This is a genomic window from Photobacterium sp. GB-50 (assembly GCF_003026755.1).
Classification (GTDB): domain Bacteria; phylum Pseudomonadota; class Gammaproteobacteria; order Enterobacterales; family Vibrionaceae; genus Photobacterium.
Window position 1 is genome coordinate 85,153 of sequence record NZ_PYNX01000006.1, and the last position, 26,317, is coordinate 111,469.

Annotated in this window: 20 protein-coding genes; 9 read left to right on the forward strand and 11 right to left on the reverse strand. The window is 38.5% G+C overall.

Translation table 11 applies throughout. The features are described 5' to 3' along the window. The first annotated feature begins 156 nt into the window (after positions 1-156). The 4 genes from C9J41_RS10340 to C9J41_RS10355 are packed head-to-tail and all read left to right on the forward strand — an operon-like array spanning position 157 to position 5,046. Complete coding sequence (locus tag C9J41_RS10340) at positions 157-1,293, forward strand: homogentisate 1,2-dioxygenase (RefSeq protein WP_107206964.1); 1,137 nt, start codon at positions 157-159, stop codon at positions 1,291-1,293. Positions 1,294-1,316: 23 nt separating this feature from the next. Continuing rightward, a complete protein-coding gene (locus C9J41_RS10345) occupies positions 1,317-2,303 on the forward strand; it encodes a fumarylacetoacetate hydrolase family protein (protein ID WP_107206963.1) in 987 nt (328 codons plus the stop codon). Between the two features lie 35 nt (positions 2,304-2,338). Beyond that, positions 2,339-2,968, forward strand: a complete 630-nt coding sequence (gene maiA, locus C9J41_RS10350) for a maleylacetoacetate isomerase (protein WP_107247934.1) — start codon at positions 2,339-2,341, stop codon at positions 2,966-2,968. Positions 2,969-3,015: 47 nt separating this feature from the next. After that, the gene (locus tag C9J41_RS10355) at positions 3,016-5,046 is read left to right on the forward strand and encodes an acetoacetate--CoA ligase (protein WP_107206961.1); all 2,031 of its coding nucleotides are present in this window, start codon (positions 3,016-3,018) and stop codon (positions 5,044-5,046) included. A 33-nt stretch (positions 5,047-5,079) separates the two neighbouring features. Here C9J41_RS10355 and C9J41_RS10360 read toward each other — a convergent pair whose 3' ends face one another. The 3 genes from C9J41_RS10360 to C9J41_RS10370 all read right to left on the reverse strand — a co-directional run bounded on the left by C9J41_RS10360 (position 5,080) and on the right by C9J41_RS10370 (position 10,092). Continuing rightward, on the reverse strand, positions 5,080-5,883 hold the full coding sequence (locus C9J41_RS10360; RefSeq protein ID WP_107261403.1) for a RecX family transcriptional regulator: 804 nt from the start codon (positions 5,881-5,883) through the stop codon (positions 5,080-5,082). A 148-nt stretch (positions 5,884-6,031) separates the two neighbouring features. Next, on the reverse strand, positions 6,032-8,215 hold the full coding sequence (katG, locus tag C9J41_RS10365; RefSeq protein ID WP_107294532.1) for a catalase/peroxidase HPI: 2,184 nt from the start codon (positions 8,213-8,215) through the stop codon (positions 6,032-6,034). A gap of 473 nt (positions 8,216-8,688) precedes the next feature. After that, a complete protein-coding gene (locus tag C9J41_RS10370; protein ID WP_107294533.1) occupies positions 8,689-10,092 on the reverse strand; it encodes a sensor histidine kinase in 1,404 nt (467 codons plus the stop codon). Between the two features lie 199 nt (positions 10,093-10,291). On the opposite strand from C9J41_RS10370, the gene C9J41_RS10375 reads away from it, so the two are divergent. After that, positions 10,292-10,927 (forward strand): hypothetical protein, encoded by a 636-nt coding sequence (locus tag C9J41_RS10375; RefSeq protein WP_233218493.1) that lies wholly within the window; start codon positions 10,292-10,294, stop codon positions 10,925-10,927. Between the two features lie 75 nt (positions 10,928-11,002). Here the strand turns inward: C9J41_RS10375 and C9J41_RS10380 are convergent, their stop codons facing one another. The 3 genes from C9J41_RS10380 to C9J41_RS10390 all read right to left on the reverse strand — a co-directional run bounded on the left by C9J41_RS10380 (position 11,003) and on the right by C9J41_RS10390 (position 15,158). After that, entirely contained in the window at positions 11,003-11,668 is a 666-nt protein-coding gene (locus C9J41_RS10380; RefSeq protein ID WP_107206957.1) for a response regulator transcription factor, read from the reverse strand. A gap of 161 nt (positions 11,669-11,829) precedes the next feature. Beyond that, positions 11,830-13,176 carry an ABC transporter substrate-binding protein gene (locus C9J41_RS10385; protein ID WP_107206956.1) on the reverse strand — a complete coding sequence of 449 codons (1,347 nt, stop codon included), beginning with the start codon at positions 13,174-13,176 and terminating at the stop codon, positions 11,830-11,832. A gap of 2 nt (positions 13,177-13,178) precedes the next feature. Next, on the reverse strand, positions 13,179-15,158 hold the full coding sequence (locus C9J41_RS10390; protein WP_107206955.1) for a methyl-accepting chemotaxis protein: 1,980 nt from the start codon (positions 15,156-15,158) through the stop codon (positions 13,179-13,181). 340 nt (positions 15,159-15,498) lie between these two features. Here C9J41_RS10390 and C9J41_RS10395 point away from each other — a divergent pair, with 340 nt between their 5' ends. Further along, on the forward strand, positions 15,499-16,491 hold the full coding sequence (locus C9J41_RS10395) for a lipoate protein ligase C-terminal domain-containing protein (protein ID WP_107206954.1): 993 nt from the start codon (positions 15,499-15,501) through the stop codon (positions 16,489-16,491). Between the two features lie 482 nt (positions 16,492-16,973). On the opposite strand, the gene C9J41_RS10400 is transcribed toward C9J41_RS10395, so the two are convergent. Beyond that, positions 16,974-18,215 carry a trypsin-like serine protease gene (locus C9J41_RS10400; RefSeq protein ID WP_233219119.1) on the reverse strand — a complete coding sequence of 414 codons (1,242 nt, stop codon included), beginning with the start codon at positions 18,213-18,215 and terminating at the stop codon, positions 16,974-16,976. Positions 18,216-18,377: 162 nt separating this feature from the next. Further along, positions 18,378-19,385 carry a trypsin-like serine protease gene (locus C9J41_RS10405; protein ID WP_107206952.1) on the reverse strand — a complete coding sequence of 336 codons (1,008 nt, stop codon included), beginning with the start codon at positions 19,383-19,385 and terminating at the stop codon, positions 18,378-18,380. A gap of 377 nt (positions 19,386-19,762) precedes the next feature. On the opposite strand from C9J41_RS10405, the gene C9J41_RS10410 reads away from it, so the two are divergent. Next, positions 19,763-20,335, forward strand: a complete 573-nt coding sequence (locus tag C9J41_RS10410; protein WP_107206951.1) for an alkylphosphonate utilization protein — start codon at positions 19,763-19,765, stop codon at positions 20,333-20,335. Between the two features lie 97 nt (positions 20,336-20,432). Here the strand turns inward: C9J41_RS10410 and C9J41_RS10415 are convergent, their stop codons facing one another. Beyond that, positions 20,433-20,861: an RDD family protein gene (locus C9J41_RS10415; protein WP_107294534.1), complete on the reverse strand. Its 429-nt coding sequence runs from the start codon at positions 20,859-20,861 to the stop codon at positions 20,433-20,435. Beyond that, positions 20,854-22,272 carry a coniferyl aldehyde dehydrogenase gene (locus C9J41_RS10420; protein ID WP_107294535.1) on the reverse strand — a complete coding sequence of 473 codons (1,419 nt, stop codon included), beginning with the start codon at positions 22,270-22,272 and terminating at the stop codon, positions 20,854-20,856. Before C9J41_RS10420 ends, C9J41_RS10415 begins: the two co-directional genes overlap by 8 nt. A 203-nt stretch (positions 22,273-22,475) precedes the next feature. Between C9J41_RS10420 and C9J41_RS10425 the strand changes: the two genes are divergently transcribed. Together C9J41_RS10425 and C9J41_RS10430 are read left to right on the forward strand one after the other, a co-directional pair. Next, complete coding sequence (locus C9J41_RS10425; protein ID WP_107206948.1) at positions 22,476-23,120, forward strand: glutathione S-transferase; 645 nt, start codon at positions 22,476-22,478, stop codon at positions 23,118-23,120. A gap of 171 nt (positions 23,121-23,291) precedes the next feature. Then, the gene (locus C9J41_RS10430) at positions 23,292-25,622 is read left to right on the forward strand and encodes a phosphocholine-specific phospholipase C (RefSeq protein ID WP_107261388.1); all 2,331 of its coding nucleotides are present in this window, start codon (positions 23,292-23,294) and stop codon (positions 25,620-25,622) included. Positions 25,623-25,680: 58 nt separating this feature from the next. On the opposite strand, the gene speG is transcribed toward C9J41_RS10430, so the two are convergent. Continuing rightward, a complete protein-coding gene (gene speG / locus C9J41_RS10435) occupies positions 25,681-26,205 on the reverse strand; it encodes a spermidine N1-acetyltransferase (protein ID WP_107206946.1) in 525 nt (174 codons plus the stop codon). Positions 26,206-26,317 lie beyond the last annotated feature (112 nt).

Sequence of the window (26,317 nt, forward strand, 5' to 3'; positions counted from 1 at the left end):
TTAATGCCTAATTTGACTAACACTTAATCTGATTAATGATGCAAAAAATGTAAACAAGAATGAACATCTTTCATTCTGCATCTAATCAATAATATTGCGATTTCTGCACTTTCAACCACAGTTAAGTGATAGCAAGAGTAAATAATGAGGCAAGGAATGCATAAATGGTTTCAGTTTCCAATTATTGAAGGGCTATCAAGCAAACAAGCACATTGTGACTTACCCAATGACAGTTTCGAACGCGAATGCGGTCGAGAAGGTTTTTTTGGCCCAGCAACGCACATGTACCATAAACATCCGCCAACAAGTTGGGTCTCATGGTGTGGTGAGCATAAACCAAGAGCATTTGATGCCTTAGCTTTGCCCCAAATCGGGGATACACCTTGGGATGCACCACTACTGCTATCCAATAGCGATATTAAACTGCGTGTTTGGCAAACCAATAAAAGTATGGATCATCTGGTGCGAAATGGTGATGGTGACGAATTATTGTTTGTTCATCAAGGTAGTGGAGATTTGTATTGCGATTATGGTCATCTGCCTTTTAATGAAGGGGATTACCTTGTGCTTCCTCGCTCTACAACATGGCGAATTGAAACGCCCAACACGGTTACTTTGTTGATGATTGAAGCAACCAATAACAGTTTTAAAAGTGTTGATCATGGGATTGTCGGTGAACATGCCCTCTTTGATCCCGCAATACTTGAATACCCTAAAATCAATGCTGCATTTAAAGTACAACAAACAGAAGATAATTGGCAGGTATTGTTAAAAGCGCGTAACCAAATTAATACAATTTGCTACCCGTTTAATCCCTTAGATAGCATCGGCTGGAAAGGAAATCTAACGGTACTAAAACTTAATTGGCGTGACATTCGCCCACTCATGAGCCATCGGTATCACCTTCCACCATCAGCACACTCTACCTTTGTCAGTGATAATTTTATTGTGTGTACCTTTGTACCTCGTCCTGTTGAAAGCGATCCTAACGCTTTAAAAGTGCCCTTTTTTCACAGTAATAATGATTATGATGAAGTGATTTTTTATCACCATGGCGATTTTTTCAGTCGAGACAATATTAAACCCGGCATGATCACGTTTCATCCTTGCGGATTTCCACATGGTCCACACCCTAACGCTTTAATAAAAAGCCAACAAGCACCTAAAACATTTATCGATGAAGTAGCAGTAATGATAGATACTCGAAACCCTCTCGATATTGCACCCAATGTTAGTGAGGTTGAATTACATAATTATGTGGCGTCATGGCAACGTCATCAACATCCTGAATAACAATAAAAGTAAGGATAACAACAATGAAACTTGCTTCATTACAACAAAGTAGAGATGGAAAGCTCATTGTCGTTTCTCGCGATCTTAAATGGGCGGTATCAGCTCAACATATTGCCCCTACCATGCAATATGCACTGGACCATTGGGCTGATGTTGAACCCATTCTTAATGATCTTTATCACGCACTAAATAGAAAAATGCTTGAGCATCGTTTTGTTTTTCAGCCAATGCATTGTGCATCTCCCCTTCCTCGCGCTTTTCAATGGGCAGATGGTAGTGCCTACGTTAATCATGTTGAGTTGGTGCGCAAAGCAAGAGGTGCAGAGATGCCAAAAAGCTTTTGGCAAGACCCTTTAATATATCAAGGTATGTCAGATCAGTTTTTAAACCCTACACAGCCCATCGAAGTTGAAGATCTTAATTGGGGCGTTGATTTTGAAGCTGAAATAGCCGTTATTACAGATGATGTCCCTATGGCGACAAGCGTAAAAAATGCTGAGAAACACATTAAACTGTTAATGCTTGTTAACGATGTGTCGCTAAGAAATTTAATCCCAACAGAACTGGCTAAAGGCTTTGGTTTTTTTCAATCTAAACCTTCATCGGCTTTTTCTCCTGTCGCGGTGACACCTGATGAGTTAGGCGAGTCATGGAAAGAGAACAAGGTCAATAATCGACTTTATGTTCACTTAAATCAGCAGCTCTTTGGTAACCCCAACGCAGGTGTTGATATGACATTTAACTTTGCCCAATTAATTCATCATGCTGCCAAAAGTCGTCCATTAACCGCTGGCACTATCATAGGTTCAGGAACAGTTTCTAACGTAGATAGGTTATCTGGCTCTTGTTGTATTGCTGAACAACGAATGCTGGAAATGATAGAACAAGGCGAGCCTCAAACTCCCTTCATGCAATACGGTGATAGCGTAAAAATAGAAATGTTTGATGCTGATAAACATTCTATTTTTGGGGCTATTGAACAAGCCGTTATTCCCTTTATTAAGCATTAACTTCAAGTACCTTAATTACTCAAAGAGAGCTGAATATGGCATTTACCCTATATGATTACTTTCGCTCATCAGCCTCATATCGAGTAAGAATTGCCTTAAACATTAAGCAGCTAGATTATACCTGTGTGCCGATCTCGCTGCTTGATAATCAGCAAAACAGTCGCCACTACAAAAACATGAATGCGACGGGTTTATTACCTACACTTGAGCATAACCAATGTTACATATATCAATCTCTCGCTATTATCGAATATCTTGAGCAATGTTATCCAACACCAAGTTTACTGCCTTGTAACACCATAGAAAGTGCGCAATGCCGAGCCTTTGCGTTATCCATCGCTTGTGATATCCATCCGTTAAATAACTTACGTGTACTCAACTATTTAGAACGCAAATTAACCGTTACAGTAGAACAAAAACAACAATGGTATCACCACTGGATAGATCAAGGTTTTACAGCATTAGAACAGCAGCTTGCCAGTAACAATAACCCTGAAAAGTTCTGTTTTGGACTTGCCCCAACCTTAGCCGATATATTTTTGATCCCTCAAGTGTATAACGCCCGACGTTTTAATATTGATTTATCAAATTTTCCAACCATTAACGCTATAGAAAAACACTGTAACCAGCTTGAGCCTTTCATCAAAGCAGCACCTCATCTTTAATTCTTCAACAAAAATAGCGCATTTTAAGAAGGACGGAGAACATACTAATGACTGATGATTATAAGCAATGTCTCTGGAAGCCAAGTCGAAAACGCATTCAAAATAGTTTGCTGTATCAATTTATGGTGCAGATCAGTGAACAACACAAACGTCTATTTCATGATTATACCCAATTGCATCGCTGGTCTATAAAACATAGTGATCAATTCTGGCAACAGCTATGGCAATTTTGCAATGTAATTGGCAACCAAGGTGAAAACATTGTCTATTGTCCAACACACAGCCCTATTCCCAATAAAGATCAACGCTGGTTTCCTGATGCCACGCTCAATTTCGCCGAAAATTTACTTGCTTACAGCACGAAGCTAAGCCAACAAGATGCAATTGTTTTTTATAACGAACACAGTTTTAAAGATACAGATAAGCAACATGCCCAGCAGCGACTATCTTGGCAACAACTCCACCAGCAAGTAGCAATAGTCGCACAGTATTTACAACAACAAGGGGTACAAAAAGGCGATGTGGTTGCCGCTTACATGCCTAATATTCCGCAAACAGTTATTGCTATGCTAGCGACCACCTCTTTAGGTGCAGTATGGACATCCACGTCTCCTGATTTCGGGACTGAAAGTGTTGTCGAACGCTTTAGTCAGACCCGACCTAAAGTTATTTTTACTACCGATGGCTATATTTATAACAACAAAACAATAACCAGTTTAACCACATTGGCAGAGGCTTTATCTTCCCTTCCTAGTGTCAAAAAATTAATTGTTTATCCTTATATAAACCAAAATCCTATCGATAAACTACTGTTACAAAGTCCTTCCTTACCTTCTCATATCACCGTGAGTACATGGCAAGAAATGGAAGATGTTATTCATTACCCTGATTTAGCGTTTACTCCTACGCCCTTTGATCATCCGCTGTATATATTGTATTCATCAGGTACCACGGGGAAACCCAAGTGTATTATTCACTCTGTCGGTGGAACCCTATTAAATCACCTGAAAGAGCACCAATTACACTGCAATATTAAACCTTCCGATCCCATTTTTTATTTTACGACTTGCGGTTGGATGATGTGGAACTGGTTAGTCAGTGGCTTGGCATCAGGCGCAACACTCGTATTATATGATGGATCGCCTTTATCCCCAGATCCTTATCAATTGTGGAAAATGGCAGACAAAGAGAACCTTCGCTTATTTGGCACTTCCGCCAAATACTTAGAGACCATAGAAAAAATGCAGATCATACCGAACAAGTACGTGACATTGTCACAACTTGCTATCATTTGCTCTACAGGTTCAGTACTCGCACCTGAGCAGTTTGATTATGTCTATAAGCACATCAAACAAGATATTCAGCTCTCATCAATTGCAGGCGGAACCGATATTTGTGGTTGCTTTGCCATTGGCAATCCAATCGGTGCTGTGTGGCGTGGGGAGTGCCAAGTCAAAGCCTTAGCAATGGACGTTAATGTATTTAATCAAGCAGGAGAAGCTATCTTTGATACATGCGGTGAACTTGTCTGTTGCAACAGTTTTCCCAATCAACCCATCGCATTTAGTCAAGATCCAAAGGGGGAAAAATATTTCCATGCTTATTGGAATACCTACCCCAACACTTGGCATCATGGCGATTATGTCAGTGTGTCTCATCACGGTGGGCTCACCTTTTATGGGCGCTCTGATTCAATCTTAAATCCCGGTGGTATTCGCATTGGCACTGCTGAAATTTATCGTCAAGTCAATCCGTTTCATGAAGTCGTCGATTCTGTTGTTGTTGGACAGCAGTATCAAAACGATGTTCGAATTGTTCTCTTTGTTCAGCTACAACCAGATGTAACGCTCGATAATATCTTAATCAATCGTATCAACACGCAACTTCGCAATCAGTGCTCTCCCCATCATGTTCCCGCAAAAATATTACAAGTTTCTGCAATACCCAGAACTAAATCAGGGAAAATAGCAGAAAAAGCGGTGAGAGATGCCATCCACCAACGAAATGTTGTAAACACAAGTGCTATCGCCAACCCAGAAAGTTTAGAGCAGTATAAAAATAGATCAGACTTAGCGTGATAATACGTACAAGGGAATAGGTAAGTTTATCTTCTATTCTTCTAACACAGCATTGATTGCTTCTTTAATTTCATCACTAGAAAAGCCTTTGCTTGATAGATAACCATAAGCTTTGCTCTTTTCTTTAAAGTCGGTGAGATCGTAACGTTTCTTGGCTAGAGCTAATTGGCAGTTGTAGTAGAAATCTATTTCACCTGATTCAGTTAGTTCATCTAGTACATTATCGAGCTCTGAGATATCAACATGCTTCATTTTTAGCTCTTGCGCGATTAATGAGCGCCCTTTTAGCTTTTTGGCAAGTTTGATCATTTCAGCTTCAAGATTGGCGTTCTTGCCTTTGATTTGTGCTTTGGTCAATAAGGTATCTGATGCGCTATGTTCTGAAATACCACGAGAAATGTCCTCCATACTAAAACCACGTTTTAATAAGTCATTGACGACTTTCTCTGCCGATGTGGTTGAGAAGTCTTTAAAACGTGCCAATCGAGTATTGATCATCGATTGCTCACAAATCGCCATTCGCTGCATTGTTTCCGTGATGACTTGCTCTATGGTGAGTTCATCGATGCCTTTGGTTTTAAGCTTTTGCTGGATGTATTTGCGCCCATATTGGCTATTAAAGGCTAATTCGCAGAAATGTAATGAAAATGCATGGTCGCTTTTTAGGTAACCATAGCTTTTCATTTGTTCAAGTACAGTTTCAACCCACGCTTTATTCTCTGTTTTTGCTTCAAGTTTTTTGCGCAGTTCATATTCGGAATGATCACGTAGGTTTAAATGATAAATCGCGCTATTAATGACGTTTTGGATAGTAGAAGCAGGATAAGGTTTTTTCATACGGTATCGGGAGTGGCTAGAAGTTATCGTAATAATAACAGTATATAATGCTTAAACGAAAAAGAGGCACTCATTGAGCGCCTCTTTGTTTTTTATTGCTAAGTTTCTATTTCATACTATTGGCTAGTATTGAAACTTTGCGTTTTGATTAACAGTGTAGATCAAAACGGTCAGCGTTCATTACTTTAACCCAAGCATTGACGAAGTCGTTGACGAACTTCTCTTCTGAGTCAGCACATGCGTAAACTTCTGCAAGTGCACGTAGTTGTGAGTTAGAACCAAATACTAGGTCAACACGTGATGCCATCCACTTCTGCTCGCCAGTCTTACGATCTGTACCTACGAACACATCTTGGTCTACCGATGTTGGTTTCCACTGTGTTGCCATGTCTAGTAGGTTAACGAAGAAGTCATTAGTTAATGCTTCTTTACGCTCAGTGAACACTCCGTACTCGCTGTTGTCGTAGTTCGCACCAAGTACACGCATACCTGCTACAAGCACTGACATTTCAGGTGCTGTTAATGTTAATAGTTGTGCACGGTCTAGTAATAGCTCTTCTGCTGCTACTGTGTATTTCGCTTTTTCAAAGTTACGGAAACCATCAGCGATTGGCTCAAGAACAGCAAATGATTCAACATCTGTCTCTTCTTGTGATGCATCCATACGACCTGCAGTAAATGGTACTGTGATGTCACGACCTGCATTTTTCGCAGCCATTTCCACACCCACACCACCAGCAAGTACGATTAAGTCAGCAAGAGATACTGTTTTATCGAAGTTCGCTTGAATACCTTCAAGTACGTTTAGCACTTTCGCAAGTTGCTCCGGTTGGTTTACTTCCCAATCTTTCTGCGGTGCTAGACGAATACGTGCACCGTTTGCACCACCACGTTTGTCTGAACCACGGAATGTAGAAGCAGATGCCCAAGCTGTTGATACTAGCTCGCTGATTGATAGACCAGATGCAGCAATTTCTTGTTTTAATGTAGCAATATCAGCATCGTTTACTAGCTCGTGATCAACCGCTGGGATTGGATCTTGCCATGTGAACACTTTAGCTGGTACTTCAGGCCCTAAGTAACGTGATACAGGACCCATATCACGGTGAGTTAATTTAAACCATGCACGTGCAAATGCATCAGCGAACTCTTCTGGGTGTTCGTAGAAGCGACGAGAGATTTTCTCGTATGCTGGGTCAAAACGTAGAGACAAGTCAGTTGTTAGCATAGTACCTCGGTGCATACCATCACCAAATGCATCTGGGTACTCTAGCTTGCCATCTTTAGCAATCCACTGATAAGCACCTGCAGGACTCTTTTCTAATTCCCATTCATGGCTAAATAAGCTATGGAAGAAACCATTACCCCATTCCGTAGGTGTTGTTGTCCACGTTACCTCAAGACCACTTGAAATTGTATCGCCAGCTTTACCGCTACCATAGCTTGATGTCCAACCGAAACCTTGCTCTTCAATTGAAGCACCTTCAGGTTCTACACCTACGTGTGCTGCATCTGCTGCACCGTGTGTTTTACCGAATGTGTGACCACCAGCGATAAGCGCTACTGTTTCTTCATCGTTCATTGCCATACGCGCAAATGTTTCACGAATGTCGTGTGCTGCTAGTAGTGGATCTGGGTTACCGTCTGGACCTTCTGGGTTAACATAGATAAGACCCATTTGTACTGCTGCTAGTGGGTTTTCAAGATCACGTTGCTCGCTGTCTTTTTCGTAACGTGTGTCATCAGCAAGCCATGTTTTTTCTTTACCCCAGTAAACGTCTAGCTCTGGTGCCCAAATGTCTTCACGACCACCAGCAAAACCAAATGTTTTAAAGCCCATTGATTCTAGTGCAACGTTACCTGTTAGAATAATAAGGTCAGCCCAAGAGATCTTGTTGCCATATTTTTGCTTGATAGGCCAAATTAGACGACGGGCTTTATCAAGGTTTACGTTATCAGGCCAGCTGTTTAATGGCGCAAAACGTTGGTTACCTGTACTCGCACCGCCACGACCATCAGCTGTACGGTAAGTACCAGCACTGTGCCAAGCCATACGAATAAAGAAAGGACCGTAGTGTCCGAAATCTGCAGGCCACCACTCTTGAGAATCAGTCATTAGCTCACGTAAGTCTTGCTTTACAGCTTCAAGATCTAGCTTTTTAAATTCCGCAGCGTAATCGAAATCTTCACCCATTGGGTTTGATTTACGATCATGCTGGTGAAGAATGTCTAATTTAAGTTGGTTAGGCCACCAATCACTTGGAGAAGTACCATTGCCAGGGTTAATTGACGGATTAACCGCGTGCGTGTTGTGGAATGGACATTTAGACATTGGGTGTTTACCTCATTATTTTAATTAGTATTATTGTCATTAATTTTTCAGCTCTATCCAATATAGCTTTTAAGCATTAAATGACAATTAAATAGGTTCGTTAAATTTGAAATTTAAAATTGGATATAATTCTTTTTAAGCATTTAACACTCAAAAAATTAACAGGAATTCTTCATCTTTAACGAGAATATTAAACTGCACCAAAACAAAATTTTAGATTTGATTTAAATCAAAAAAAAATTATTTACGAAACACAATCTCGTTCGATGGCGTAAATTTAAATCAATTGAATGATGGTGGCTATTACTATAAATCTATTGATTCAATAGGCGGTAATTATCAAGAGATGAGAAACACAATAATGTTATTCCTAGAAAGAATTAGGCTTTTGTATGGGACTTTTAATCTTGTAAGTCATAATAAAAAAAAGTGATAGCCTGAAAGGATATCACTTTTTTATTTTTATCTTGAGACTACTTTTTTATTGTTTCTATAGCTGGTAACAATAACGATATTTTTAAACCTCCATCATCTGAACGACCCGCTTCTACTTGTCCTCCAGTGACTTGCATCGCTTCTTTTACAATGGCGAGCCCTAAACCATAACCTCCAGATTGTTTGTCTCGTGCACCTTCTATGCGCGTGAACGGATCAAAAATATGTTTTAAATGTTGTTCAGGTATCCCATCACCATCATCTGAAACCGATACCACAACATAAGACTTATCCGACTTCGTTCTTATACTGGTATGAATTGTAATATTTGCTTCACTTCCAGCATATTTAATCGCGTTACCTATTAAATTTTTAATTGATCGTACTAGTAATCGCGCATCGGTCTGAACCATTGGTAGTGTTCTATCAATATCTTTAATTATCGATTGACCATGCGCTTTAAGCTGCAGGCATTGATCAACCGTTGACTCACAGAACGTTTGAACGTCGACAGGAATAAGCTTGATATTCGCTTTCGCATTTTCAAATTGACTGAATTCAAGGATCTCTGTGACAAGTTCATTCATCTCCTCTGATTCTTGCTCTAACCGATCCACTAAATGCAAATGCTCAGATGAAGTACGCTTTCGAATTAAATGTAATGATAAACTATGCCTAGCCAAAGGGGTTCGAAGTTCATGAGAAACATCACGAATTAAACGCCGTTGTTTCTCTGTTAATAATTGTATTTGATTGGCCATATTGTCGAAATCAGTCGCTAATTCATTAAACTCTTTTACTTTATCTCCCATAACATGAGCGACACGCACTGAGAAGTCACCATTCGCTAAGGTACGACTCGCTTGTCTTAAAGTGTCTAATGGTCGCTGCAAATAGCGTGCGATAATTAACGAAAACATTAAGGTGATCAGAATAGCAATCACTACCTGTATTAAACCAAAATACAAAGAAAAATTTTTGGCCGGGTGTAATTCATGAGGTAACTGAACCACCAATTTATTACCATTTTTTAGAGGTATCGTAAAAATGGGTTGATTAACACGAGAATCTAAAATTGAATTCAATGGTCGAGCATATTTAAGTTTAAACTTAAAATGAGGATGCATTATTCGGGTACTTATCTCTTTGTTATCACTGTAAAGTACAAAAGCATAATATTTTTGTTTACTCTCCCACTCAGCAAGTCGCTGCGGATCACCGTTTTCAGCTAAAGGTTCAACTTCTGCTGCCATCTTCAAAATGTCTTGCTGAACCTGTTGCGGGACATGTAACAATGTTTTGACTAAAGCGACCTCTGCTAAATTCTGAAGCCCTAATATGACCAGTAAGCCTACGGTAAAATAAGAAAAAAGTCGGAAAACTAAGCTTTGCTTATGCAAAGGAAGTCGATGCTTTCCTTGTATCACTTTAGAAACATTCACTTGTTTATACTCCTAAACACTTGCTTCTCTTTTTATCTATAGTAACTAGCAATTCAGCCTATCCTAGTCACAAAAAACACGTCACAGATAGACGATACTGTATTTTTACATGACAATAGTTATGGCGTTTATTTCTTAGCATTTTACTCATTTAACATTATGCTTCTTAACTCTATTCATCACAGCAAAAGGAAGTTCTATGATGAAGACCATTATTTGTTTACTGACATTATTATTAGTCGGCTGCTCATCAGGTTTACAAGTCTCTGTTCCTGATTCTGTTTATGAGAATAATCAAGCCACAGGTTATCTTGTTGGTACTCTGGGTGCTAATACCGAATGGCCGAAAACAGGTAAAAACCTGCTCACAACGATTAACATTCGCCCTCTAAGTAGCAATAAATTGAGTATTGGAGAGGGTAATATTATTACGATCACCAATAACAATGAAGATGGACATTTTGAGGATTCAACAATTAGCGGTCATTTGTTTAATATTGAGTTACCTGTAGGACAATACGAAATTTTCAGTATTCAACTTGAAGGGTCAGATGGTAATAAAACGCTGATATCCAAAAACATAGGTAAAATGGATGTTACATTTTCAATTACTGCCAACCAAGCCAGCTATATTGGACAGTTTCTTGCCGTTAGCCGTATAGCGAAAAGTGAACTTTGGAATCTTGAGTATCCAAGTGGCTATGGCTATTTACAGCATAGTTATGATCAACAACGTGATGAAACATTATTTTCTCAGCAGTACCCTAAGCTGCAAGCGACCCCTTTTAATCTTGAATTACTCACTTTTAGCGATAATCGTGTATTAAAGAATTAATGATGGCTCTATTATCTAAGCCGAAAAATAAGACGATCGAGTATCGTCTTATTTTTTATATTTGAAGAAAACGCATTACTCCGAAACACATGAAGAGTAACTATACCCTCTCCCACGCACTGTTTTAATGTGCTGTTTAGACATTCCTGCTAACACCATTTTACGACGTATATTACTGATATGCATATCAAGGTTACGATCAAACGGGCTAAGCTCTTTCTTCAAAACATCTTTTTGTAATGTGGCTTTTGAGACGACAATATCGTTATTCTTAATTAAGTATTTAAGTAAATCGAGCTCTGTACCAGTTAACGGTAAGCGAGAAAGCTGACTTTCTAATTCCACCGATGTTGAGGGCAAACAATGACGCTGGCGCTCTAGTCCCACTCTTCGTAAGATTGCCGATATACGTACTAGCAATTCATCAACTTTAAATGGTTTAACCAAGAACTGATCAGCGCCAGCTTGCAAACCATCAAGCATCGTTGCTTCATCTCCTAGTGCTGTAAGCATAAGGATTGGCGTTGCAAAACGCTGACAAATACGGCGAGCAACCTGCATACCGTCAAGAGTAGGTAACATTACATCCAGCAATATCAGATCTACACCTGTTGATTGAAGGTATGTTAACGCAGATTCACCACAATGAACGCAACTAACTTCATGACCTTCATCTTCGAGAACTTCAGTTAATAACACACATAATTGTACGTCATCATCAACCACTAATATCTTAGACACAATACAACACCTAAACACAATGAATGTGCATATTAATCACCTGCTAAACAGATAACAATAGCTATAACATCTATCCTATTAAGAAAAATTAAGAACTTACCGCTACAAACAAAAAAACGATGCTCTATCTCTAGAGCATCGCTTTTAATACGCTTATCTGATTATTCTTGGCAAATTAAGCTTGCAACTTTTGCTTCTCTTTGTGGCACATACCATGAATCTAACCCCGCCTGAACTAACTGTGTAGCTTGTTCTGGTGTCATTGTACCATTTAACACAGCAACACTGGTTTGGTCGATTTGAGCCTCAAAACTCTGTTTACCTCGAGATAAAATCTGCGCAGCACTTCGAATAGTAGAATCACACTCATTACGCCATCCCATCATTTCTTTCGCTATCGGGTTTTCAACTTCAAAGAAATGGTTAGATAATGAGAAGAAACCAGGAATAGAGTTAGTCAATAACTCAGCATACTCCGCCGTTGTCATCCATTCTAGTAACGCTTTTGCCGCTGGATTATTCTGTGCTTTAGTATTTAACCCTATACCAATATCAGTATGATCGCTGAAATAACATTCATCACCGCGATTTTCTACTGGAGGTGGAAATACGCCAAAATCTAGCTGGCCTGTAAAGGTGCTGATATCCCAAGAGCCAGCAGGATAAATAGCCGCCTTCCCTGTTTTGAACAATTCAATGGAATCGGCATATTTACGTGTCTGATAACCATTGCCTAAAAACTTATTCCAATTCGCTAATTCCTGAAATACTTGTCGGTATTTGGGTGAATCAAAACGCTCAGTGCCATTAATCAACCCTAATCGTCCATCTTCGCCCTTCCAGTAATTAGGGCCTATATTTTGAAAGCCCATCGTACTGGCTTCCCATTTATCATTCGTGCCTATTGCTAAAGGCACATACTGACCACTGTTTTTAATCATATTCAACACATGATTAAACTCAGCCGTTGTTTTAGGTACACTTAAATCGAGTTTTTTAAATGCATCTTTATTGTAGAAAAAACCATGGATTACAGAGGCCATAGGCAAACAGAAGGTCTGTGCACCTGAATCAGTTTGCCAAGGGCTTAATGCAAAGCTCGGGAAGTTCTCCATCCCAGCCATTTCTGTAATATCGCTAAGGTGCCCCTGCGTAAACAGCTTTAACGAACCATCAAATGGACGACAGGCAATCAAGTCGCCAGCATTACCATTGGCAAGATTGGTATTCAAATCATCAAGAAATGAGGTCAACCCTTCTGGTGAGCGATAGGTGATTTTAATATTCGGGTAATGCTTATTAAATGCTGGAATTATTTTATCTTTCCAAATCGCATCATCTTGTCGCCAAGAATCAACCAATACAGTACCTTTTAATGAGGAATCATACTGTTGTGCAGTTACCGATAGTGGTGAAAGACCAGCTAACGCGATACCACTAATAACAAAACTGCGACATAAGGTTGATTGAACCTTTGTATAAAAAGGGGAAGCCATTCTCTGTTTCATATTTATACCTTAAATCGTTCAATCAATTGACGTTGTTCTGCAGCTAGTTTAGATAGCGACTCACTACTGTTTGCAGACTCACGCGCTTCTGACTCTGCGTTGTAAGCAACACTCGCAATCCCATTAATATGCTCAGCAACATCTTGACTCACTGAAATTTGCTCTTCGGTTGCATGAGCAACTTGCTCTGCCATTTCAAGAATAACGCGCATACGATCAGCTATCGTTTGTAGTGTTTCATCTGTCAAACGTGTTTGTTCAACACATTGCTCCGTTTGTTTATGACTTCTCGCCATGACCTTAGTTACCATTTCAGCGCTGTGCTGAAGGTTATCGATCATCTCATTTATTTCTTCTGTTGATTGTTGAGTTCGATTTGCTAAAGCACGGACTTCATCAGCAACGACAGCAAAACCACGCCCTTGCTCACCCGCACGTGCTGCCTCAATCGCCGCGTTAAGTGCCAATAAATTCGTTTGCTCAGCAATGCCGCGGATAACATCTAAGATACTACCTATATTCACCGTAAAGCTTTCTAATTTGCGTGTGATATCAACCGCTTCAGTAATATCAATCGATAGTTGCTCTGTGATGTTTCGACTATTAAATACTAAGTCTCGCCCTTGTTGCGCGGCCTGATTTACTTCATTGACTTCATTCACAGTAAGATCAGATGAACGTGAAATTTCTTTTGCACTGACTTCTAATTCAGAAATAGCAGCGGCTACTTGATCTGTACGTTGTTTTTGATCTTCAACACGGCTCATCGCCTGTTCACTTGTAGCAGCGGTTTTATTTGCCTCTGTTACTAGTTGTAAAGAGCCATCGTTAATTTTGGTGAGAATATCAGCCATACTTTCAGACAGTTGGTCGATTGAGCGAGACAGCGCACCAAATTCACACTGAGATTGGTAATTAGTACGTTGAGTCATATCACCCGCTGTCATCTTACGTAATACCGCATTAATACGTGCTAATGGCGTGTGGATACTTTTTGCCGTAGTAAAGGCAATAATTAAAGCAATAACACCTGAAACCAAACAGGCAATAATAATACTGTACGTCGCTTGGTTGGCTGCAGCATCAGCAGCATTTCGACTATTATATGCATTGCTACTCGCATACTGCATATAATCATTAAGTGCTGTTTGAGTAATAACAACTTGCTGATTAGACTGTTGATTCAAAGCTGACAGTTGACTTTCTAGCTGGTTATTTTCAGCCATAACCGCCAGTAATCCTGTTTTACCCAATGCTAAATCATGGACGCGTTGTAAATTACGCGCATAACGCGCTTTCACATCTTCAGGTACATTAATGCGCTCTAAACCTTGTTTTGCTAATTCAATATCTTTAGCAAGGACTTGGCTTAGTTTTTCAAAGTTAGTATTTTTATTAGCACGACGGACATTTTTTAAGTCACGACTAATACCACTGGTAATAAGTTCAGCTCGATTGCTTAAAGAACGTTTTACACTCGCACGTTGAAGTAATAAATTCGCAGACCATTGATAAGTATCTTCTAATCGAAGAAACGACAAATTAAGCTCTGTCAATCGGTCATTAACAGCAATCCATTGATTATGCGCATTAATTGTTTTTTGTGATAATTCAAAAAATTTATCAGCTGCAGCAAGTGCCGTTGATAGCTTTAGTCTCGCTTCCTCATCAACAGCATATTGCAATGCTTGTTGTTTTGCAGTGTTAAATTCACGTTGAGCCTGTAATACCGCCTCTTTTCGCTCATTTAATAAGTTCGATGATTGAGTCGTACGGTAATCAACAACTGATAGCTGATTTTCACGTAAGCTCGCGAGTAATTGACTTGCCGATGTAACCATAGGTGTCGACACCTCAGTGACATCAGTAAGGCGATCATGGATTCGACTGGTATTGATATAACTAATACTTCCAACTACGGCAATAAGAATAAACATTATTATAAAGCCGACAATGGTGCGCTGTACTATTGATAATGACATAACATGCTTCTATTTATGATTAAATCACGCCGCAGCTGATTAAATAAGATAAGTATGAATATACTTATTTCGCGGTTCTAAATAAAAAGTTAACAACAGAATCAATATCAAGATCACACTTTATTATTTAAATAGTGATAAAGGTATTTATTATTTTTAATAAAATCCCGTTTAAATTCCAATTTGGTATTAAATGACAGTATTTTTAAATTTAAAAATAACTAATGCGATGTACCTCATATAAATACTTTTAATTTTTAGTTATCTCACTTAATTAAACTTGGCGTATATGCAACAATGTATTTTTATAATTCAAAGATTGATGATAAGAGATAATTTCATGAAACTGTCTATCTATTATTCAGAATCAACCGATCCAAGCTTCAATCAAGCGATTGAAGAAACATTACTGAAACAAGCGAATGGCAACAATATTATTGCTTTTTTATGGCAAAATCAGCGCTCTGTTAATATAGGAAAAGACCAAAATCCTTGGCGTGTATGTAAGCCGAAGCTACTTCGTCGTGAAAATATTAACATTGTCAGGCGTCATACAATTGGCGGTGCTATCTATCAAGATCTAACACACACAAATATTGCGTTAATCGGCCCTACTCATTATTTAACACAATGCTTAATTGAAAAAATATTAATAGGTACATTTGAGCCATTGAAAATAGATATCGCAGTCTCTGACAATCTTGAATGCTTAGTTGAAAATAGAAAAATTTCTAATACTGCGCTATCAGTCTCTGAAGAATATTTATTTTTTCATACTACTTTAAGAGTAAATACCTCTCTTGCTGATATATCAAAGTACATGAACAGTCGTTATTCTATTCTCAATCATCAAAACCTTGAACGATCTTATACCTCTATTAACCAACATATTCGTCCATTAGAACATAATGAATTATGTCATTACATTAGTGACAGTATTCAAAAAACACTAAAGCTTGATGTCGAAAATACGGTTATTGTAAATAACCAGCATCCCGATTGGTTCGAATTTAGTACAAATTTTTATCGTCTGAAAAGTTGGGATTGGAATTACGGTCAATCACCTAGTTTTATTGAATCATTAGAAACTGAATTTTCATGGGGACACGTAGAACTGAAATTGAATGTTGATGCTGGAGTGATCACCAAAGTCTACTATGATGCGCCTACCCAATACCACAATATGATGAATGACCTAAGTCAAGCGGCAATTGGTTATCCATTTAATGCCAAATCTGTTATATCCATTGTCTGTGGCTTATTGCTCACGCATTCAGAAGATTATGATGAGTTGATGGCACTTTCTGAATGGCTACAACAAGAAATTGCATAAGAGTAAAGATGCTAACTTTTAAGGAAAAATTTAGTTTTATGTCTATATATTGAACTAAATCAATTGGACATCAATTACACTATTTTTATCATTAACAACTTCTTGACTTTAGCAGAGGCGGCACCAAATCTAGCCTATCTGCTTTTCCCACAGACTTATACACAGCTTCTGTGGATAATAGGGACTATTTGTTTCTCCTTATGATACGTATTCCATGGGTATTTTTATAACAAGAATGACTTATACAAATAAAAATTAAACAATAAGAATCATAAGGTTAAATAAAAAAAATGAAATTATTAACTCTAAATAGTTATTAATTTCACTTTATTTATGACATAAAAATACTGTGAATAAATCGTTTTAATTACTCATAATTCAACACAACTTTTGATAAATTTATGCTAAGTAATTTCATCAATATCATTCATAAAAAACCACCAGCTTGTACTGATGGTTTGTGTAAATTAATAGTGAGTCATTTAGCTCTTTTTACGCCTTAAGTAAGTCATCATTCCAAGTAACGTAAGTGATAAAGCACCGATATGGCCGCCACTTCCACCATCATCTTCAGTGATATTACAGTTATTAGCAGAAATACTGTCATTACAGTTCATTTCTGCGTCTGCCTTTTCTTTGGCTAAAAATTCAGGCAATGTGATTGCTTGTTCTGGTACAACAGCAACAGACTCATTGATCCAGTCATAATAAGTTCCCACACGGGTATAAAACGTTGGTCGTGTAAGTGATCCACATTGAGGCTCACCTGCTGAACCGCCGCTCACAATACCAATTTGTACCCAGTTGCTATTATTATCTTGGGTTAATAGTGGTCCGCCACTATCGCCAAAACAAGCATCAGGACCGAGCAAATCAGGGCCTTCAAGTTTACGCGCTGGCAATGTACAAAGTTTAGTTGTATTTGATGGGCTATCAATAAAAATACCGGCAGGATCTTGAGACTCAAAACGTTCATAACATTTATCAATTGGGAAACTTGCTAACATTGTTTCTAGCAAGGTATCTGAAGTATCACCTTCATAAGCTAAGCTATTTTCTTCCGCCGTCTCTTCATCTTCTGACGTTGATATTGCTTCTGTTACCCCCCAGCCTTGGACTTTGACATTTTCAGGAAGATTTTTCTCGTTCCACTCTGCCTTTAATTTATCATCAAGCTCCACGGCTAAGCTGGTTGACGCTAGCGTAACTTTACCAACACCATCAAAATCACGGTTTACACGTATAAGCGCGACATCATTATCTAATGCAGTATTAATAATCTCGGTTTCAAGATCAACGCCGTTATCTGTTGAAACTTGAAGTAAAATAAGAGGGTTATAATCAGGATGAACAACAACATGAGTCGCTGAATAAATATCTTTAATATTTGCTGATGCATTATCAACAAGGCCTGTGGTAACGGTTATATCGGATGGTGCTACCACTGCCAAGCCTGATGCTCCAGCTCCTCCGCCACCAACAACGCAGTGAGCTGCAGTGACTAACCAGCGATCATTTAAAACGGTGGCACCACAAAAATGTGATTCATTTGCTTTATTCATACGCAGCGACGCCATGAAATTATCTTCAGTTGCAACCGCGACTTCATCACCACCAATAATATAAGGAACGAGTTTTTGCTGTTCTGTTTGAGCGTAGACAGAACTACTTACCCCTAAAGCAATGCAGACACTCAAAGAATGAGCTAATTTGTTCACCATCATTAAATCCTTTTAAAATACAGCTAATTTAATGATACCGAATACTCTTCATTGCTTGCTTAGAAAGATAAACGAGTTGCGACAGGCTTCTTTTTTCTATGTAACTTGTTCTAACAAACATAGAAAATATTAAATCAAGTCCACAGCAACTCGTTTCAATAGTTATTAGCTACGCTTTCTTCGTAACCAGCCCATTGCCAGTAATGACATCATTAAACCTGCACCAACAGAACCGCCACCACCACCGTTATCGCTATTATCTTTAAGTATTGGTGTTTTCTCTGCAATTACGTTATTAATCCAGTCATCGTAAGCACCTACACGGGTATAGACATCAGGTGAATCAGTTCCACATGGCGGTAGACCAAAACTGGTAATTCCTAATTGAACAGTTTCTCCTGCAGTACTTTGATAATAAAGAGGCCCCCCACTATCTCCAAAACATACCCCCATAAGATCATCCTTCTCAAATGTGCACATCTTTAATGTATCTGCAGGGCTAGAGAACCAATTTTCTCCCGGTGATTGCAAATAACATTGGCTCATTGGTAAATAACTGAGATTTACTTCCATCAAAACATCAGATCCACCTTCATTATTCGTTGCTGTACGCCCCCACCCTTGAGCCAGTAACTTACCATCTTCTTCACTTAACGCAGTTTCAATTTCAAAGGCTTCTTGCTCTGTAGGTAAAGAAACAATCTTCGCCGTGTCTATGTTTCTAGATACAGCTATTAAAGCAATATCGTAAGCAAATTTAGTGTTATTTTTACTATCAAGGCTACCATCCTCATTTTTTAAAGGTTCAGGTAAATAATCTGGATGCACAATAACTTCAACAGCCTGATAAGTATTGTCCGGCTCAAAATCAGAACGCCCTGTTACACCTGCATAAATTTTAATATTTTCTGTAGGTATCGTTTGCAATGAGGCATTTTGCGGGCCCGTTCTTATACAGTGTGCTGCGGTTAATACCCAACGTTTAGCAATTAAACTTCCAGTACATTCCCAAGTCCCAGCTTGAATATACACAGTTGATAACTCTTCAGGATTTGTTTGAACCTGATTACCACCAATAATATATGCACTAATATCACTTTCTGATGCTGTTGCAGTGAGAGGAAAAGACAGTATTCCCGCAATAGCTAGCCCAAACGTTGTCATTTTATTCATACAAGCCTTCTTAATTATTTTCCTTTTAATTAGGCTTATAAAGTAACAAATTATGACCAAACGAGCAGAAGTAAGAAGTAAAAAAGTGACACCATTCATAACCTGAAATAATAATATCTATTACTTAAAGCAGCAATTTTAGCAATCATGCCCATTAAATAAATACGACATCGTAAACATAACTTTGGCTTTGGTTAAAAAGGTTAAAATCTGATTACTTTTTAGTTGTCTCTTGGATAATTTCCTATGATATTTTTCTTCCTTTGGACACTAAACAGTCTGATGTACTATATATTTCGTGATCTCACGCTTGTTTTCTTCCCTTATGATTATTTGATGTGCATAATGTGCCCACAATCACTCTATGGACAATTCCCATGACTATCGAACAAGCTTTAAAAGATCGTAGCGAATCAAAATGTGAACTATGTTCTTCTGAAAATAACCTAGCTGTATACGCAGTTCCAGCGTCTGAAGATAAGAGCGCAGGCTGTAGTGTATACCTTTGTGATACTTGCCGTGGTCAGCTTGAAGCTCCAGAGACAACAGATGAAAACCACTGGCGTTGCCTAAACGACTCTATGTGGAGTCAAGTTCCAGCTGTACAAGTAATGGCTTACCGTCAACTTAAGCGTCTATCTTCAAAAACTGACTGGGCAATGGACCTAGTTGACATGATGTACCTAGAAGATGATGTTAAAGAATGGGCAGATAAAGGCCTTGTTGAAGAAGAACAAGCTTCTGTTCCAACACTTGATGCAAACGGCGCCAAGCTACAAGCTGGTGACAACGTAACAATCATCAAAGACCTTCCAGTTAAAGGTTCTAGCATGGTAATTAAGCGTGGTACTCCGGTACGTAACATCAGCCTAACTGATAACCCTCTTCATATCCAAGGTCGTGCAGACGGCGTTCAAATGGTTATCATTGCGGCATACACTAAGAAATAATTTTTAGTTTCGCTGAACATAGATAAAAGAAAGCCCTTAGCATTCTCATCGTTAAGGGCTTTTTATTATCTCGTTATTTATATCCAACAAAGATCTTTTATTTAGATTTCTTGATAACAACCGTATTGGCTAATTTATCATGCCATCCTTGTTTTCGTTTATCCCAGCCAACGGCAAGTAAGCCTATTCCTAAAGGGATTGCTGATAAATAACGAATAATAAATTGCTTAACCGTCGGTTTATCCCCTGTTGTCGCATCAACAATGATCGATTTTATTGCCATTTTCCCTGGTGTCGCTGATTTGTATAACCAAAAAAGCATCACGCCAATAAATGGCAGACCATAATTAACGAGTAAGCTCGCAGGATCAAAAGTAGCGCTCGACCCAGTCGAGAAGAAATCACCGTATAAACTGTACAATAATGGTACCGTGACTAATGAAACAACCAATGTATCAACAATCGTCGCGACTACACGTTGCCAAAAGCCCACATAAATTACGTTATTAGTAATGCAATCAGTCATACTTTCCAAACTTTCGATTAACAATAAAGTTAATCATGCGTTTACCTAATGATGAATACGGTGAATATAATAGCTTCAATGCTGAAAAAGACGCTTGATACATTACAGGGCGCATCTTCGATAAACGTTCAAAGCCTTCTTTTCCATGATAATGACCTATCCCACTATGGCCGGAACCACCAAAGGGTAAATCATCTTGCGCCACATGTAACATTACATCATTAATTGTGACGCCACCTGAACGCGTCTGCTGAATAACCTTTTGTTGTATATCTTTATTGTTAGAAAAGAGATATAGAGCCAGTGGCCTATCACCTTTATTTATTGATGATATAACCTGCTCTATCGACTGATAGCCAAGGATGGGTAAAATAGGACCAAAAATCTCACGCTGCATGACTTGCATACTCTCATCCACTCCAATAACAAGGTGGAGTGGGAATTTACGCGAGTTCATATCAGGAGATGAATTGGGGATCAAGTTATAAATATCGGCCCCTTTCGCTTTTGCATCTTCTAAAGTCGTCACTAATCGTTCAAAGGACTGACTATCAATAATTGATGTGTAATCTTGGTGGTTAATATCGACAAAGCGCTTAGCTATAATCTTTTTTGCTTTTGTTACAACTTCTGGTAACAAAGCCTCAGGAACATACAGGTAATCTGGCGCTACACATGTTTGACCACTATTATACGTTTTTCCGCCTAAAATTCGCTCTAATGCCTTATTGAGATCATAATCATCAGCAATAATGGCTGGCGATTTCCCTCCAAGCTCCAAGGTCACTGGTACAAGGTTTTTCGCCGCATTTGCCATTACAGCTTTGCCCGTTGCACTTGAGCCCGTAAAGACTATATGATCAAACGGTAATGCTGAAAATGCTTTACCTGTGTTGCCTTCTTCTGCAATAAAGCGAACCTTTTCTAACGAAAATGTATCTGTAAATAACTGTTGTAGCAATCGACAGAGCTCTGGGGAGTTTTCAGACATCTTCACCATCACTGAATTACCCGCAGCAATCGCGGCAACCAAAGGCGCAATAGCTAAAAATAAGGGATAGTTCCATGGCACTATAATACCAACAACGCCAACAGGTTGAGGTATCACTCTATTTTTAGCAGGTTGAAACCATATCGAGGTATGACGTTTTTGTACTCTCATCCAACGAGACAGATTTTTTTGTGTATATTTAATACATTCAATGCTGGTAAATATTTCAAGCAATGCTGTTTCTGAAGCCGAACGCTGACCAAAGTCCTGTGCAATCGCATGACAAATAGCATGTTGATTCTGCGTAATTAATAATGAGATCTTATCTAAATCGGTTAATCTTTCTTGTAAATCAGGCATTGGACATTGTAAAAATGCCTGTTTTTGTTGTGTTATATATTGATCTAACTGCTCATTCATCCGTATTACTCTCATCACAGAATCAAATTAAAACAAGGCTAAAATGTTATATGTATTGTAAGCATATCGTAAACACAGATCTTTATACTCTAATTCGTTAGCTTATGGTAATGAATCAATACAATACGTTACATAGATATACGCACCATGCTCTATTTTAGACTACCCTCAATTACAAAGGGGATAAGTTGAAGGTTTTAGATATGTCAGTACCTATTTTATATACACTACGACAATGTCCTTACGCCATTAGAGCAAGGTTGAGTCTGGCACTTGCTGAACTTGAATTTGAGCAACGTGATATTGATTTAAGGCGAAAGCCTGCCGAAATGTTAGACATAACACAGAAAGGAACGGTACCTTTACTAGTATTAGAAAATGGTGACTATATTGATGAAAGTTTAGAAATCATGATCTGGTCTTTGAACAAAAATGATCCTCATAATTTACTGTTAACTCATGCCCCCCACTTCTTTGCTGAGATGCTTAGCCTTATAGCAAGAAATGATCATAAGTACATATTAGCTTTAGATCACTATAAATCCGATGCTCGCCATTATAATCCAGAAGTAACAATCTATCGTAAACTTTGTGAATCATTTCTATCTGATCTCGAAAGCCGTCTGTCTAATCACAAGTATTTAATGACAGATACATTGAGCTTAGCTGATTACGCCATATTGCCTTTTATACGACAATTTTCGCATGTTGAACGTCAATGGTTTAGACAAGCCGATTATCCAAATATAAAGCAATGGTTAAGCAGTCTTTATCAAGAGCCTATCTTTTCACAAGCAATGAAAAAGTATCCATTATGGGATAATAGTAGAAGCACAGTTACCAATTAATACAATGACTTCACCATGACAAATTAGTGAATTAGTGGTGAATTTTACGAAGCGAATGTCAGCGCTGTGTTAATAACCATACTAACAATAATAGCTTAATAGTTATGAAATATTCCTTATTCAAATTAGCTTAAGGTTAATCAATAACCTGAGTTTTAATAAGGAATTATTATGGTAAACGATAGTCGTCGCTCATTTATAAAAAAGTCTGCCGTTGTTGGCGCAGGGGCTGCAGCAATAAGTACAACCCCAAATGTGTTTGCAAGTATTGAAAAGGCACTTTCAATCCCTGCGAACCGCAAGCACGGTAGTATCAAAGATGTTGAGCATGTCGTTATTTTAATGCAAGAAAACCGCTCCTTTGATCATTACTTTGGCACAATGACAGGTGTTCGAGGCTTTGCAGACCGCTTCCCGTTAAGGCAACCTAATGGGGATTTTGTTTGGAATCAGCATAACTCTAATCCAGACGAAGAAAGTACATTTAAAAAGACATTATTACCTTGGTATTTTAATACCAGCAAAAATATTGGCTACGAATTTTTTGCAGGTACTCCCCATCTTTTTAATAATGCACAATATGCAAATGCACACGGTAAAATGGACCAATGGCTACCGAATAAAACCGATAGAACAATGGGTTATTTTACAGAAAAAGAAGTCCCTTTTCAGTTTGCTCTCGCGAATGCGTTTACCTTATGTGAAGCTTATTATTGCTCAACACAAACAGGTACTAATCCTAACCGTGTCGTCCACTGGTCTGGTACAAATGATCCTCACGCAAAGAAAAATGGGCCTGTTATTAATAATAATCATGAAAACTTTGATAGCCCAGATGAAATCGAAAACGGTTATAAATGGACAACCTATCCTGAGAGGCTTCAACAAGCGGGTATATCGTGGCGTTTAGTGCAGAATATTAACAATAACTACACAGACAACCCCCTTGCTGGTTTTAAAACCTTTAGAGATGCGCATTATAATAATCCATCAGCGCCTTTCTACTTAAATGGTATAGGAACAGAAACTCAAGCTTCTATCGAAACATTCAAAGCACTTTATAACAGTGATGAAGGCTTACCTAAAGTTACTTGGATTGTAACTGAGGATGAATTCTCCGAGCATCCGGGTTGCTCGACGCCAACATTAGGCGCAGCCTATACATCTGAAGTCTTGGATATACTCACTTCAGATCCTAGCGTTTGGGCTAAAACCGTATTCATTGTTAATTTCGATGAGAATGATGGCTTATTTGACCATATGCCACCACCGTCGGTTCCTCACAAAACACCTGATAACAAGGTGTACGGTAAGTCAAATATCAATACCCATAATGAATATTATTATGATACCGATTATTCAAAAACGGAGGAAAATGTCGATAATTTTGTAAATAACGCTTCACATGGATTAGGACCACGAGTGCCTTGTTACGTAATATCGCCATGGAGTATTGGCGGGAATATTAACTCACAGGTGTTTGATCATACTTCTGTGTTGCGCTTCTTAGAAAAAGTAACAGGCGTTGAAGAGCCAAATATCTCGACCTGGCGTCGTGAAATTTGTGGCGACCTCACCTCTTGTTTTGATTTTGAAAAGCGGAGTCACACAATTGATTTTCCACAGGGTAAATCAGAATTTGAAGCCCTTCAGTTAAAAGCGGCAGCAGAAAAAGAGCATCAGAAACATCTGCCTAAACCTGGTCATGAACATGAATATGGATACGATGAGTCAGGAAAAAGAACCAAACCACAAATGAGTTTAATTGGTTTACCCGTGGTTACACAAAATGGTTCTCGCCCATCTTGCCAGCTTCCATATGCGCCTAAAGTAGATATTAAATTTAAATCTGATGCCGTAATGTTTGAGTTCGCTAACCAAGGCAAACAAGGCATCGTATATCAAACCTATAACTACCTTGCCCATAATGAGCCCCAGCAAGACAAATTTCTCGCTCCAGAAAATAGCCCATATGATATGACCATGCCACGTCAATACAGTGTAGCGTCAAAAGGAGCCAATAAGCTTGAACCTGCAGTTTCAGATAAATGGACAATTGGTGATCATAGAGACTTTGATTTAATGACCTTTGGTCCCAATGGCTTCATTCGTCGAGTAAAAGGTTTTACATCTGAGCATAGAGAGATGCCAATTGTTTCAATCGTTCACAGAGAGTCAAGAGCAGGTCATGCTACCCCTCACCTATCGTTTAAAATTGAAAATCGCTCTAAACAAACTCAAATCATTACAATAACAGATAATATTTACGGCAAAGATCCTGTGGAAGTTAAGATAAAGGCGGGGAAAGTAGAACATATCGCTTATAAAACCTGTAAACACTGTTGGTATGATTTATCAATAACAGCAGATAATTGTAAATATTTCTCATTACAAGCAGCAGGACGTATTGAGATGAATCACAAACACAACTTTCAAGCTGTTACAGATCCTGAGATGGGTAACTTTTCTTGCGATAGTGAGCTAAATAGCTTACGGAGTTAATATTTGAAATAGAAACCAGACAAGTTATTGTCTTCATTACCTTGTCTGGTTTTTCTAATTACTGATTACGGCTTAAGAAATATTCATCCTGTAAGATATACATTCGCTTAATATCACAGTACTTACCATTAATGAAAATTTCTTTCACTAGATGGCCTTCCTCTACAAAACCACATTCTTCATACAAGTGGATCGCTTTTTCATTCGCAACCGATACATGCAAATATACTTTATGTAGATTAAGAATCGTAAACGCATAGTTTAGCGCACGATTAATTAAAGTACGCGCATAACCATTACCCTGAAATTCAGGCGCAATAATAATCTGAAATTCCGCTGTACGGTGGATATTGTTAATTTCAACCAGTTCAACAAGACCAATTGACTCTTCATCTTCATTTTCAACAATAAAGCGACGCTCAGTACTATCATGAATGTGTTTACGATATAGCTCTTCAAGCTCTGCAAACGATTCATAAGGCTCTTCAAACCAGTACGCCATAATCGTGCGGTTGTTATTTAATTGATGAATAAAGCGAAGATCAGTTTTCTCTAGTGCACGCAGACGAATAGCATTGCTCATTTATCTATACCCTTGATAGTAATGAAGCAGTAAATACAGAAGACTTACTACTAATACAGAAAAAATACCACTTTACATCACAAAAAAAAAAGAAAACTTGTAACAAGATATT